Below are 13,726 nucleotides of genomic sequence, written 5' to 3' on the forward strand. Positions count from 1 at the left end.
CCGCCCCGGCCCGCCGAACCGCCCCGGCCCGCCGAACCGCCCCGGCCCGCCGAACCGCCCCGGCCCGCCGAACCGCCCCGGCCCGCCGAACCGCCCCGGCCCGCCGAACCGCCGCGGTAGGTCCGCCACCACCCCCGCCGCCATCGCGTCCCCCTCGACCACTCGGATGCGCCCTTGACAGGACGGCGGGGGTGCGCGGAGGTTGCGCCGGGGTCGGGACCGATCCGGGGCGGGCCGCTCGACGGGCACGCCCACGACGGGAGGCCGACGCGTACCGACAGCCCTCCGGGCTCACCCGGCCAGCGGTTCGCCGCACGCGCCGCAGAACTTGTACCTGCCCTCCCACCGCTGCCCGCACCTCGGGCAGACGAGTTCCGGCACGGCGGCCGCGGCCGGGTCGTCGGCGACCGGCGGCAGCTCGACCGCGGGGCTCATGCTCGACATCACCGAGCTCATCCCCACGTACAGCAGCTCTTCCGCCGTGAGCCCCGCCCGGATGCGGACGTTCCCGTCCGCCGGGTCGCCCACCACGTCGACCAGCCGCAGCAGCCGGCCCAGCACCTTCTCGTTGTTCAGCGACGTCGCCAGCGCCACCGCGCGCCCCCAGTGCCGGGCCGCCGCGTCCAGGTCGTGCGCGTCGTGCGCGTCGCAGCCCGCCATCACCGCCTGGCCCAGCTCGGTCTGCCGCGTCACGTGCGCGACCTTCGGGTCGATCACGCTGGACAGCTTCAGGTCGTTCGTCCACTGCGCCACCACGACGGCCGGGTCGCCGTCGCCCACCCGCACGAAGTCCGTCGACCCCGGCTTGCGCACCTCCAGGTCGACCCGCGCCAGCAGCACGTCGTGGTTCAGGGTCACCGTCCCGGCCGACGACACCGCGAGCCGCAGGAAGAACTCGCGGGTCTCGGCGCCCCACGACCCGGTCGCGAACGCCGTCTTGCGCTCCGCCAGCGGGTCGCCGACCAGCGCGGCCTCGGTCGGGAACGTCTGCCGCAGGAAGGCGACGGACGAGCGGAGCGTCGTGGACACCACGAGCCGCGCCTCGGGGATGACCTTCTCCATCGCGGTCCGGGTCATGGCCTCGAAGTCGGCGACGAGGTCCTCCGGCTGCCGCACGGCGTCCGCGGTGCCGTGCAACGCCTCGGCGATCCGCAGCAGCTCGCGCTTGTCCCAGTCCGCGCCGACACCGCGCGGGTCGCAGGTGTACATCCGCGAGCCCGCCGCCAGCTCCGCGTCCAGCTTCTCGTCGCCGGGGTTGTTCTGGCCGTCGGTGAGCAGGATGACGTGCCGCACCGCGGTCGGGTGCCCGGACAGCAACCGGCGCGCCAGCCCCAGCCACTCGCCCATGCGCGTGCCGCCGCCGGCCTTCAGCGCGCGCACGGCGTTCTTCGCGGCACGCCGGGTCTCCGGGGTCGCCGCGACCAGCCGGGGCCCGGTCGGGTACACCACCCGGGCGCCGTGCGTGCCCTCGACCACCGCGAACAACGCCCCGTCGCGCAACGCGTCGATCGCCGCGCTGGTCGCCCGCTGCGCCGCCGCGATCTTCTTGTGCGGGTAGGCCATCGAGCCGGAGCAGTCGATCGCGATCACCTGGGCCACCTCCGGCGCGGCGGCGCCGCCGACGAGGCCCTGCGTGGACACGGTCAGCACCGCGTCCATCTCGTCGTCGTCCGTGGACAGGTAGGGGTTCTGGCTCACCGACAACGAAAACCCGGACTCCATGGCTCCCTCTCAGCGGCTCGTGATCGGCCGGTGGTGGTTCGCGCGGTCGACCAGCAGCGAACGGTCCGCGCGGGTGGCGGCCTGCCGGGCCAGCGCGCGGTACGACTCCTCGACCCGCAACCGCAGCGGCGTGGCGTCCGCGCCCGCGGCCAGCGCGACGGCCAGCGCCGCCTCCCGCACCACGGTCTCCAGCCGCACGCGCGACTCGCCCGAGGGCGCGCCGCCGTCGAGGTACAGCTCCCGCAGGCGGGCGGTGGCGGCGGCGAGGTCCTCGTCGGTCGGCCGGACGACCCGGTCGCCGGCGCGGATGTGGCCGCTGAGCACCCGGACGGCCGCGATGTGGGCCGCGTCGAAGTACCGCGACGCCTGCGGCGTCTCGTCCAGCAACGCCACCGCGCCCGCCCGGTCGCCGCGCGCGAGCCGGACGCGGGCCAGCCCGAACACCGCGCTCACCACGGACCGGTCACGCCGCCACACCGCCTCGTACAGCGCCTCGGCCCGGTCGAGGTCCCGCTCGTGCTCCGCGCAGTACGCCAGCGCGAGCTTGGGCGCGTCCTCGCCGGGCAGCCACGAGTACACGTCGTCGAACGCCTGCCGCGCCGCGTCGACCTCCCCGTCCGCCAGCGCGATCAGGCCCTCGTGCCACCGCACCCGCCAGTCGCGGCCGAGCAGGCCGCGCGCCTGGGTCAGGCTCTCCCGGGCCGCGGCGACGTCCTGCGCGGCCAGCGCCGCCCGGCAGCGCACCAGCGCCGTCTCCGGCGAGGTCAGGTTGGCGCTGTCCAGTCGCGCGATGAGGCGTCGGGGGTCCTCGGTGTCGGCGGCGGCGAGCACGTCGGCGGCCGGGTCGCCCGCGGTGGCGCGCGGCACCGGCAACCCGACCGCGACCACGGCGGCCGCCGGCCTGCCGTCGGGCAGTTCGGCCTCGGCGAGCCGGTCGACCGCGCGGTCCGTCCACGTGGCCAGCGCCGGCACCGCGCCGAGCCCCGCGTCCAGCAGGGTCGTCGTGTGCACGAACACCGTCGACGGCTCCGGCCGCGCCACCCCGTCGCGCAACGACGCCACCTCGCGCAGCACGCCGCGCAACTGGTCGGCCATCTCCGCCGCCGAGCCGTAGCGCTGGTCCGGGTCGAGGTGCTTGGCCCGGTCGTAGGCGCGCTGGAACGAGTTCAGCCCCACCGCGAGGTCCGTGCGCTCGGGCTCGTCGTGGTCGGCGGTGGCGTAGTCCAGCCGCCGCAACATCACGCCGAGCGTGTGCAGGTCCGACTGCACGGTCAGGCCCCGCTCGGCGATCTCCCGCTCGTCCACCTGGTACGGCCGGGTGCCGACGATCTTGCTGGTGCGGTCGCCGATCCGGCGCACCGCGCCGAGGTCGATCAGCTTGACCCGGTTCGCGCGCTCGCCGTACTTGCCGGACCGGATGATCACGTTGTCCGGCTTGAGGTCGCAGTACAGGAAGCCGCGCTCGTGCAGGTAGTCGAACGCGGCCAGCAGTTGCAGCCCCGCGGCGATGACGTGCTCGGTGCGCAGCGGCTCGCCCAGCGGCACCCGGCCGCGCGCCGACAGGTCGGCGACCTCCTCCAGCACCAGGCCGTCCACGTACTCCATCACGATGTACGCGCGGTCCTCGCCGGTGTGCGCGTCCGGGTGGCTGACGAAGTTGTAGATCCGCACGATGTTCGGGTGGTCCAGCAGCGTCAGCGCCTGGCGCTCCTTGGTGGAGATGTCCAGGTCGGCGACGTCGATGAGGCCCTTGAGCACCACCGGGTTGTCGTCCAGGTGCGTGTCCCTGGCCAGGTAGATCCAGCCGAGGCCGCCGCGGGCGAAGCACCCCACCACGCGGTACTGGTCGGCCACCAGCGCACCCGGTTCCAGGCTGGGCAGGAACGAGAACGGCGTGCCGCAGGCCAGGCAGAACCCCGAGTCGCGCTGGGGCAGCGCGCTCCGGTCGGGGCACTGCTCGTTGGGGCACAGGCGGGTGCGCACCGGCACCCGCGGGTCGGTGATGATCCGGCTGGTCGGGTCCTTGAAGTCGAAGACGGGCAACGACATCGGGTCGCCGGTGTGCGTCCGGCGGCCGGTCGTCGCGGCGCTGCTCGCCGTCCGGCCCGACGCCCGGCCCGACGCCCGGGCCGCCGTCCGGGCGGGCGTGCCCCGCCGCACCGCCGCCGGTTCGCCGCAATCGACGCAGAACCCCGTGTCGTCCACGGTCCCGCCGCACTGCGCGCACGCCGTCATCCCCGATCCCCTCCCGTCAACCGCCGCCGCACCGCCGCCTCGCACGCCTGCACGGCGCCCAGCGCCACGGCCAGGTCGACCGGGTCGGCGTCGAGCGCCGCGTGCGCCCTGCGCAGGTGCCTGTCGAGTTCGAGGTCCTCGGCGAAGCCGGCCGCAGCGGCGCGCGCGTGCGCCGTCGCCAGCCGCCCGCGCAGCACGGACAACTCGTCCTCCACGTGCCGCCGCGCCGCGCGCTCGCGTTCGGCCCGCGTGATCGCCCGGTCGAACCGCGGCAACTTGTCCTCGACCAGCCGCCAGTCCGTCGCGGCGGCACGGCGCAACGCGCTCAGCCCGAGCCGCAGCTTGGTGGCCGCAGTGTCCGGCTCCTCCGCCATCAGCGCGGACACCCGGGCGACGAACCCGTCCAGCCGCGTCACGACCGCGGCCCGCGCCAGCTCCCGCGCCGCGGCCAGGTCCGCGGCGTCGCCGTCGCGGAAGCCCAGCACCAGCCGCGCGCCGCTGGCCACCATCGGCCGGCCCACGTCGTCCAGCAGCGACCGGGGATCGCGGGCCGCGTCGACGCCGTCGATCACGACGGTCATCGGCGGCGTGCCCGCCCGCACGCGGTCGGTGCTGGAACCGCGGCTCACCAGGCCGGCCCGGTCCACGATCCGGCGGGAGACCTCCTCGGTGGTCAGCCCCTCGACGTCGATCGCGAGGTCGGGCGCGGGCGACTCGCCGACCGCGGACAACGCGACCGCGTCCTTGAGGTGCAACAGGTCCTGGCCGACGACGAGCAGCACCGCCCCGCCGTCCTGCCTGCGCCCCAGCCAGTCCATCAGCGCCCGCACCCGGTCGTTGTAGTGCGCCGCGCGGTTCTTGAACCGGGCGTCGATGCCGTCGTCGCCGACCACCCAGCGCGACAGCACGGGCAGGTGGCGCTCGATCGCCGCGACCGGGATCATCCAGGACAGCCCGACCCCGTTCTCGTTGTACTCGCTGACCACGATGCCGAGCACGTGCCCGTTCTCGTCGTCGGCGACGCCCGCGCCGCTGAACCCGCGCTGCACCCGGTGCCCGCCGGCGCCGTTCATCTGCTGCCACTCGGCGCCCGCCATGCCGGAGAGCGTCATGGTCGCCCACGCGCCGACCTCTTCCAGGCCGCGCGGGTAGCCCTGGGCGTGCACGGACCTGTTCCACGACATGGCGACCTCGCGCAACGTCGCCGGGCGCACCCCGGGCTGCGGCGTCGCCAGGCGGAGCAGCGCCACGTCACCGCGCTCGTGCTGCGGCTCGACGTGCTCGACGATGTGGGCGCTGCTCGCGGGCATCCCCGGCAGGGCGACCATCTCGACGGCGAGGTCCTCGGCGGCCAGCGCGACGTGGGCGCACGTCAGCACGTGCTCGCTGTCCAGCAGCACGCCCGCGCCCAGCACGCCGCGCCGCCCGCGGCACCGAAGCCGCACCCGCCACTCCTCCGCTCCGTGGGGGAACGGCCCGGCACGGCCCTCACCGGCGATCATGGTCGAACCCTAGGCGCGGGCCCGGGGCGGCGATCACCCTTTGGTGGCAAAACGCCCGAACGGCCTAGGAACCCGCGCGGACCGCCGTTGACGAGGCGGTGTTCGGCCTGTGACGCAGGTCTCATCGCGCTGATGTGTATCAGCGCGTCGTCCGCGCGCTCTGGTCCAGTGTGCTCGATTCCTCGCGGGGTGGCATGGCCACCGGTGTCCGGTTTGGTGTGCGGCGTCCGTTCGGTCGCTCTTGGTGCGGACTTCCGAAGTCGTCCGGCGAACGGGGGAGCGGCACGGCTCGTCGGGCGTCTACCCGGGGTGGGGCGCACCCGGCGACCGGGGTGCTCCAAGTGGACGATCGCCGGTAACGGCGGTCCCGCGGCCGGCGACTCGGACGGGTGTGCGCGGTCGGCGCGCCCCACCGCCACTTCGTTGACGGTCGGGGAGGCGTCGTCAAAGATGCACAAAACGGATGATCCGTCGGCGCCACGAAAAGTGGTGCGACCGTCGCGATGGGTGGTCGCCGCTGTCGGTTCGACTTGGGGGGTTTGATGTCAGCGGGGTGTCCCGCGCTGTCCGAACGGGGGGAGCGCGGCCACCATTGTCCGGTCCACGTCGGACCGGGCGGTGCAGCAAGGGGAAATTATCCTCCATTGCCTGAAGGCCCTCAGGCAGCCGTCCAGGAATCCGTCCGCCCGAGCCGGGGCGGACGGGTGTTCCGCAACCTCTCCGCCGCGTGTTGCTGAAGATGGAAGGCTTGACGTGAGTAACGAAGTGCACTATCCCGGGGCCGGCGCCGCGTCGGTCTCGGTGCTGCCGTTCCGGGCCCGGTCCGCCGGGCGGGAGGTGTTTTCCGCCCTGCCCTTCGAGACGGGCTTACCGGGCGACCGCGCCACCTGGCGCACGCTGCTGGACCGGGTCGACCTGCTGTCGGTGCGCGAGCGGGAGGTGCTGCTCCTGCTCGGGGCCGGCGCCTCCAACCGGACGATCGCGACCAGGTTGAACGTCGCGGAGCGCACGGTGAAGGCGCACGTCGCCCAGGTGATGGCCAAGCTCGTCGTGGAGTCGCGGCTCCAGGCCGGGCTCGTCTCGCTCGTGTTCCAGTGGACCCGGGACGGTTCCGCGCTCGTCGGCTCGTCCATTCCCGGGGAGTCACCGACCGGGCACGGAGAGTCCGCCTGAGCGGGTTCGTTAATTGTTTCGCGAGTAGGTAAGACCCTCGTTGCAATGTGGCATCGGGGGTCGCCGCGGACCGCTCCCGTGCGGTAGTGGCGCATTGCGAAACCGCGGTCACCTGTATTGGACCAAAGTTCCATTGATCCGGCTCCGGTCGACCGGCAGGCTGGTCTCACGTTTGTGGAGTGGCGCGACCGGATGGGGGTCTCTTTGTCATGCGTTCCTACGGGTCCTATATCGCCGGTTCAGATGTTCCCTCCGAATCCTGGGTCTACACCGTCAGGGCGTCCGCGCTCCTGGACGACTTCATGCCGAACCTGAAGGTGAAGCGGGAACTCGAACGGGGCAAGCGCGACGACGGGGATTCGCTGCCCAGCATCGCGGCCCGCTGCGCGCTGACGAGCGACGACCACCTCCTGGAAGCCCTCGAACGGGCCAGGGAGGCGGCGCCCGCGTGGGGCGCGTTCCCGTTGGAGACCCGCATGCGGCTCGCGGAGCGCGTGCACGAAGAGGTGTTGCGGCGGCGGGAGGAGTTCGTCGACGTCCTGGTCGCCGAGGGGCACCCGCGCCGGTTGGCCGAGTGGGAGATCGCGGGCGTCCTGCAGGGCACCGCGCCCGAGACGCTCGACCTGTGGCGCAGGCAGATGCGCGAGGAGCGGCGGATCGGCCCGCGCACGCTCGTGCTGGTGCGCAAGCCCGACGGCGTCGTGGTGCTCAGCCCGCCGCAGAACGCCGCCGCGTCGAACTCGGTCCTCGGCGTCCCCGCGCTGGTCGCGGGCAACGCGCTGGTGGTCAAGGCGCCGCGCAGCTCGCCCTTCGGCGTGATGTTCGTGTGGCGCGAGATCGTCGCCCCGATCCTGGAGGAGCTGGGCGCGCCGGCCGGCACGCTCAGCCTGGTCTGCGGCCAGCCCAACAAGATCATGAACCAGTGGCTGGAGAGCCCGCTGGTCGACGACATCTTCTTCTTCGGCGGCAGCGAGCGCGGCATCCAGATCGGCCAGGACGCGGTGGCGCGCGGCAAGAAGCCCGTGCTGGAGCTGGCCGGCAACGACGGCTGCGTCGTGTGGAAGGACGCCGACCTCGACCTGGCCGCCGAGGCGCTGACCGAGAGCTTCTTCGGCTCCGGCCAGATCTGCATGGTGCCCAAGTACGCGGTGGTGCACCCCGAGGTGGCCGACCGGCTGCTGGAGCGGCTGGCGAGCCTGGCCGCGAAGATCCGGCCCGGCTACCCGGAGGACCCGGAGGTGCTGCTGTCGCCGGTGATGCGCACCGACGACTACTTCAACCACCTCAACGAGGCGACCGCGGCGGGCGCGCGGGTGATGACCGGCGGGCACCGCGTCGAGCTGGACGGCACCGTGTCGGACACCGGGCCGTTCATCGCGCCGACCGTGCTGCGCGTCGACGGCCTCGCCGGCGCGCGCGAGCTGTCGGCGGTGCGCGAGGAGACGTTCTTCCCGCTGCTGCCCGTGGTCGTGCCGACCGAGGACGACGGCACGCTGCTGGACCAGGTCATCACGTTCCTCAACGGCAACAAGTACGGCCTGCGCAACTCCCTGTGGACGACCGACCCGGAGGTGATCGAGGCGGTGGCGTCCAGGGTGACCAACGGCGGCCTGCTCAAGGTCAACGACTCGCACATCGGCTTCGTGCCGTGCCTGTCCACGCACGGCGGCACCGGCCTGACCGGCGGCCCGTTCGGCGAGCTGAACTACCCGCTGCTGCGCACGTCGCACCTGCAGGGCATCAGCATCGCCGAGGGCGTGCAGCCGCGCACCGCGGTGTTCGAGTCCGCGGCGTCGGCGGAGGTCGTGCGATGAGGCTGCTGTCGAGGGAACGCGAGGCGTGCGAGCGCCACCTGCCCGGCCTGGACGACAAGCTGGCGTCCATCCCGCTGATGGAGCTGGAGTCGCCGGACAGCCCCGGCATCGGCCTGTACCGGTCGGCCGGCGGCGCGGGGCTGCTCATCCCGACCGTGCACGGCGGCGGCGGGGCGTCCGCGGTGGACGCCGTCCGCGTCACGCGTGCCGTGGCCGCGCGCTCGCCGTCGCTGGCGGTCGCCACGACCATGCACCAGTTCTCGGTGGCGAGCCTCGTCGCGCTGGCCGAGTCCAGCACCGGCCTGGAGTGGATGCTCCTCGACGGCGTCGCCCGCGACCAGCGGCTCATGGCGTCCGGCTTCGCCGAGGGCCGCACGTCGAGCGGCATCCTGACGCCGACCATGAAGGGCGTCTGGGACGGCACGAACTGGCGGGTCAGCGGGCGCAAGCAGCCGTGCAGCCTGTCCCGCTCGATGGACCTGCTCACCGCGAGCGTCGCGCTGGAGCACCCGGAGGAGGGCACCCGCACGGGCATCGCGCTGATCCCGGCCGCCGCGCCGGGCATCTCCGTCACGCCGTTCTGGGGTTCCCCGGTGCTGGCGGGCGCGGAGTCCGACAGCGTGGTGCTGGAGGACGTCGAGGTCCACCCCGACCTCATCGTGGAGCTGACCACCGGCCTGGACGGCGAGCTGGACGACCTCCAGACGCTCGGCTTCGTCTGGTTCGAGCTGCTGGTGACGGCCTGCTACCTCGGCGTCGCGATGAACCTCGTGGAACGGGTGCTGACCGCGGCGCGCGGTCCGGCGCACGAACGGCTCGGGCTCGCCATGGCGGTCGAGGGCGCGGCCCTCGCGCTCGACGGCGCGGCCCGCAACCTGGACGAGGGCGACGGCGGCAACGACGGCCTGGCCCGCTCGCTGATCGCCCGCTTCACCGTCGCCGACACCGTCCGCGCCACCACGGCCAAGGCGGTGGAACTGCTGGGCGGCATGGCCTTCGCGGGCTCGCCCGAGGTCGGCTACCTGGCCGCGGCGTCGAACGCCATCGGCTTCCACCCACCGTCCCGGCACAGCTCGGCGGACGCCCTCCTGGGGTGGTTCTCCGGGCGTCCCGTCGTCATCGACTGACCGCCCACCCGGGACACCTGAGGAGAACACGTGACAGCCACAGTCGGGCAGGGGCTCGACCACCAGGAAGTGCTCGACCTCTACCGCCGCCACCTCTCCCGCGGCCGCGCGAAGATCTCCGAGGTCTTCGGCACGCAGATGGAGGTGGCCTCGCGGGGCGCGTGGATCGAGACCTCCGACGGCGGCCGCTACCTCAACGCCGGCGGCTACGGCGTCCTCATCCACGGCGCCCGCCACCCGCACGTCGAAGAGGCCGTGATCCGGCAGATCCGGACCAACCCCATCGCGAGCCGCATCCTGCTGGAGCCGGAGGCGGCGCGGGCCGCGGCGGCGCTCGGCCGGGTCGTGCCGGACGGCCTCGCGCACGTGCACTTCGCCGGGTCCGGCGCCGAGGCCACCGAGGCGGCGATCAAGCTCGCCCGCACGCTGGGCCGCACCCGCCTGGTGTCCACCACCGGCGGGTACCACGGCAAGACGCTCGGCGCGCTCTCCGTCACCGCCAACGGCCTCTACCAGGACCCGTTCCGCCCGCTGCTGCCCGACGTCGCGCACGTGCCGTTCGGCGACGCCGACGCGCTCGCCGCCGAGCTGGCCACCGGGCCGCAGGCGTGCGTGGTGCTGGAGCCGATCCAGGGCGAGGGCGGCGTGGTCATCCCGCCCGAGGGCTACCTGCGCGACGTGCGGGCGATCTGCGACCAGCACGGCGCGCTGATGGTCCTGGACGAGATCCAGACCGGCATGGGCCGGCTCGGCGCCTGGTGGGGCGCGGACCGGGAGGGCGTCACCCCGGACATCATGCTGGTGGGCAAGGGCCTGTCCGGCGGGATCGTCCCGGTGTCCGCGATGGTCGCGACGCCCGCCGTGTTCAAGGCGTTCGCCAAGGACCCGTTCATCCACACCTCGACGTTCTCCGGCGCGCCCATCGCGATGGCCGCCGCCCGCGCCGCCGTGGAGGCCATCGAGCAGGACGGCCTCGTCGAGCGCGCGGCCGTGCTCGGCGAGACCCTGCTGACCGGGATGCGGGAGGTCGTCGACCGGCGCTGCCCGCACCTGGTGCGGGAGGTCCGGGGCGTCGGCCTGCTCATCGGCGTCGACATGGCGGGCCCGGGCCTGGCCGGGGCGCTGCTCGCCGAGATGGTCGACCGCCACCTGATCGTGAACTACTCGCTCAACGCCGGGGCCGTGCTCCGGTTCACGCCGCCGGCCGTGCTGACCGACGACGACGTCGACTTCCTGCTCTCCGCGTTCGACGGTGCCTGTGCCGAGCTCTCGGCGCGCTACCCGACCGCCGATTCGACAGGAGCAAGCTGAAGTGCGCCACGTAGAGGTCCACGCGTTCATCCGGGGTGTCGACGCCGGGACCGTCTTCGACACCCTCGCCGACTTCCGCCACTACGCCGAGCTGGTGGACATCGTCCGCTCGGTCGAGATGGAGACGTCGCCCGACGGCTCCACCGTCAGCCACTGGGTCGTGGAGTTCCGCAACGGCCTGCTCCAGTGGACCGAGGAGGACTGGTTCCGCCGCGACGAGCTGCGGCTGGACTTCAACCAGACGGACGGGGACTTCGACGAGTTCTCCGGCGGCTGGGTGCTCGACCCCACGCCCGACGGCGTCCGGACCGCGTTCGTCACCGACTTCGACTTCGGCGTGCCCTCGCTGGCGAGCATCGTCGAACCGGTCGCCGAGCGCGTGCTGAGCGACGTCATCCAGCTGATCCTGATCGGCCTGTTCGGCGACGCCGCCGAGTTCCCGGAGGGGACCGTCGTCCCCGAGCGCCACGCCGCCGCCGTCAGCGCCTGACCGACCAACCGCAGGAGGGAAAGACCATGGGCAACGCCCGCAGCGACCTGTACCGGGCCCACGCCGCTCCGAACACGGTGCCGGAGGGCAAGCTGCTCACCGACCTCGCGCCGAAGCAGCTGTTCCGCGCCACCCAGATCGCCCTCGCCAAGTCCACCCTGTCGCGCAAGCGGCTGCCGGTGAAGCTCGACCTGGAGGAGTACCGCTCCCCGGAGTTCCGCTACGACACCGAGTCGGCCGAGCGCTGGCAGAAGCTGCTGGAGGACGTGCCGCTCAACAGCGACGGCGTCCGGTGGATCCACGAGGACGACGCCGTGCTGTTCTACGGCATCCGCCACTTCGAGATGGACTACGACGAGTTCGTGTCCCGGGTGGACATCAGCCGCGTCGGCGACGCGTTCCGCGACGTGCTGGGCATCAACACCCAGGTCCTGCACCGCGACTCGGCCGGCCGCCCGACGCTCCAGATCGAGCGGATCGCCGCGCTGGCGCAGCCGAACTACACGGCGTTCCTCGGCAAGGACGAGCTGGACGTCTACAAGCTCGAGCACATGACCTACGAGCCGGACGAGGTCCGCAACTGGATGCGGACCGTGTGCAGCCCCAACGCCTCCACCTCCGCGGACGACGGCTACCTCGGGTTCCGCCGCGCCGCGGGCGGCGGCACGGACATCGTGTTCGTGGCCCGCCAGGCGTTCCCGCGGCCCCGGATCATGGTCGCGCTGCGGCTGGACCGCTGGGAGTGGTTCCGCACCAAGCTCACCGAGGCCGCGTACATGGACTTCTGGAACGACACGGTCGACAACATCATCGCCCGCTACGAGGGCCAGGAGATCGGCATCGGCCGCCCCAACCGGGGCAAGGGCTCCGCCAAGCGCGTCGCGGCCGCGGTCGGCGTCGTCGGCGCCGCCCTCTACCTGCGCAACCGCCGTCGGGCCGCGAAGCGCCGCTGAGCGACCCCACCGGTGACGAGAGAGGAGGTCCTGATGGAGTACCCGTACGCGTTCCACATCGCCCTCGACGGCAACGGCCTCAACGGGCTGGAGGGACGGGCCGGCGTCTGCATCTTCCGGTACGACCCGCAGAGCGGCCGGTACGCCTACGACGTCGAGTACTACGACGGGATGGCGGGCGGCCACGCGGTCAGCGTGAGCCCGGACCGGCGGGTCGGCTTCCTCGGCAGCACCGGCCAGCACCTGATGTTCTACGACGCGGCGAACGGCGAGGAGATCCAGCGGATCTCCACGCTGCGGTTCGAGCCGACCGACTCGTCGATCAAGGGCAGCACGCACGTCGCGTGGATCAACGACACGCAGGCCGTCGCCGCGATGGGCGACGGCCTGTGGTTGACCGACCTCCAGCGGCTGGACAAGGCCGAGCGGCTCGGCGACCACGGCGTGAAGCTGCCGCACGCGATGAAGACCACGGCGTCCGGGCGCTACCTGGTCTACGGCGGCATGGACCACCCGGGGCGCGGCGAGGCGTGCGAGGTCGGCATCTTCGACCTGCACACCCGCACCGCGCGCCGGGTGGCGCTGCCCGCGACCTGCTGGCACGTGGTGGCGCACCCGGTGGAGGACCGCTTCTACGCCCTGTCGTTCCGGGTCAACCCGCAGGACGGCCGGGACTGGCACGAGTGGAGCATCGCCCAGTTCAAGGAGTACGCGTTCGAGATCGACGCGGAGACCGGGCAGGTGCTGCGGCACTGGTCCGCCGGGCACGACACGCCCGCGCACATCAACTCCGACGTCTGCATCTCCGACCGCGAGCTGATCTACTGCAACGGGGCCAGCGGGACGATCGTGATGATCGACCTGGCGAGCTTCACGACGTTCCGGGTGCTCGACGAGCGGCCGAGCCTGCGTGCCCAGCTCCGGGCCGGCCGCCAGGTCGCGCGCACGCTCGTGGACACGTTCAGCCGCGGGTCGGCCGTCACGCAGGGGCACCACTACCTGCGGGCGCTGCGCGTGGCCCGCGGCGCGATGGTGGACTCGGTGTACGCCTGCCAGCTCTCCGCCGACCAGTCGCTGCTGTTCACCGCGAACCGCGGGCTGAACCAGGTCACCGTCTACAACTACCCGGAGAACACCGTCCGGCTCCAGGTGCGGATGCCCGAGCTCCAGGAGTTCGACAGCGGTCTGCGGTGGTGGAGCGACCCCCGGCTCGGCTTCCACCACAGCACCCTCATCAGCCCCCCGAGTGTCGCGGCGGAGCCCCGCGACCGGGCACTGTTGACCACGCGGCCGACGGTGGCGACGCCGGAGCAGGTTCCGGCCAAGCCGCCGCGCGCGCCGCGGCAACCGCGGGCGAAGCAGCGCCCCGGCGCGCCGCGCTAGCGGCCGGACCACCACC

At 73.1% G+C, this 13,726-nt stretch carries 10 protein-coding genes; 7 read left to right on the top strand and 3 right to left on the bottom strand.

Going from position 1 to position 13,726, the window contains the following annotated elements; all coding sequences use genetic code 11:
- Positions 1-291: 291 nt before the first annotated feature.
- Genes ACWEFJ_RS22875 through ACWEFJ_RS22885 form a run of 3 tightly spaced genes read right to left on the bottom strand, consistent with a single transcriptional unit; the run spans position 292 to position 5,459 of the window.
- Complete coding sequence (locus tag ACWEFJ_RS22875) at positions 292-1,722, bottom strand: VWA domain-containing protein (protein ID WP_449714972.1); 1,431 nt, start codon at positions 1,720-1,722, stop codon at positions 292-294.
- Between the two features lie 9 nt (positions 1,723-1,731).
- Positions 1,732-3,957: a tetratricopeptide repeat protein gene (locus tag ACWEFJ_RS22880; RefSeq protein ID WP_449714973.1), complete on the bottom strand. Its 2,226-nt coding sequence runs from the start codon at positions 3,955-3,957 to the stop codon at positions 1,732-1,734.
- Positions 3,954-5,459, bottom strand: coding sequence for a S1 family peptidase (locus ACWEFJ_RS22885; protein ID WP_449714974.1), 1,506 nt, complete (start codon positions 5,457-5,459; stop codon positions 3,954-3,956). Before ACWEFJ_RS22885 ends, ACWEFJ_RS22880 begins: the two co-directional genes overlap by 4 nt.
- Before the next feature lie 753 nt (positions 5,460-6,212).
- On the opposite strand from ACWEFJ_RS22885, the gene ACWEFJ_RS22890 reads away from it, so the two are divergent.
- The 7 genes from ACWEFJ_RS22890 to ACWEFJ_RS22920 all read left to right on the top strand — a co-directional run bounded on the left by ACWEFJ_RS22890 (position 6,213) and on the right by ACWEFJ_RS22920 (position 13,710).
- On the top strand, positions 6,213-6,632 hold the full coding sequence (locus ACWEFJ_RS22890; protein WP_449714975.1) for a helix-turn-helix domain-containing protein: 420 nt from the start codon (positions 6,213-6,215) through the stop codon (positions 6,630-6,632).
- Between the two features lie 209 nt (positions 6,633-6,841).
- Complete coding sequence (locus tag ACWEFJ_RS22895) at positions 6,842-8,446, top strand: aldehyde dehydrogenase family protein (RefSeq protein ID WP_378088745.1); 1,605 nt, start codon at positions 6,842-6,844, stop codon at positions 8,444-8,446.
- Positions 8,443-9,573 carry an acyl-CoA dehydrogenase gene (locus ACWEFJ_RS22900; protein WP_378088743.1) on the top strand — a complete coding sequence of 377 codons (1,131 nt, stop codon included), beginning with the start codon at positions 8,443-8,445 and terminating at the stop codon, positions 9,571-9,573. The genes ACWEFJ_RS22895 and ACWEFJ_RS22900 overlap by 4 nt, the downstream gene beginning before the upstream one ends.
- A gap of 30 nt (positions 9,574-9,603) precedes the next feature.
- A complete protein-coding gene (locus ACWEFJ_RS22905; protein WP_449714976.1) occupies positions 9,604-10,884 on the top strand; it encodes an aspartate aminotransferase family protein in 1,281 nt (426 codons plus the stop codon).
- A 1-nt stretch (position 10,885) separates the two neighbouring features.
- A complete protein-coding gene (locus ACWEFJ_RS22910; protein WP_378088739.1) occupies positions 10,886-11,374 on the top strand; it encodes a type II toxin-antitoxin system RatA family toxin in 489 nt (162 codons plus the stop codon).
- A gap of 26 nt (positions 11,375-11,400) precedes the next feature.
- Positions 11,401-12,327 (top strand): hypothetical protein, encoded by a 927-nt coding sequence (locus ACWEFJ_RS22915; RefSeq protein WP_378088737.1) that lies wholly within the window; start codon positions 11,401-11,403, stop codon positions 12,325-12,327.
- Positions 12,328-12,360: 33 nt separating this feature from the next.
- A complete protein-coding gene (locus ACWEFJ_RS22920; protein WP_378088735.1) occupies positions 12,361-13,710 on the top strand; it encodes a hypothetical protein in 1,350 nt (449 codons plus the stop codon).
- Positions 13,711-13,726 lie beyond the last annotated feature (16 nt).

It is taken from the genome of Actinosynnema sp. NPDC004786 (genome assembly GCF_053601135.1).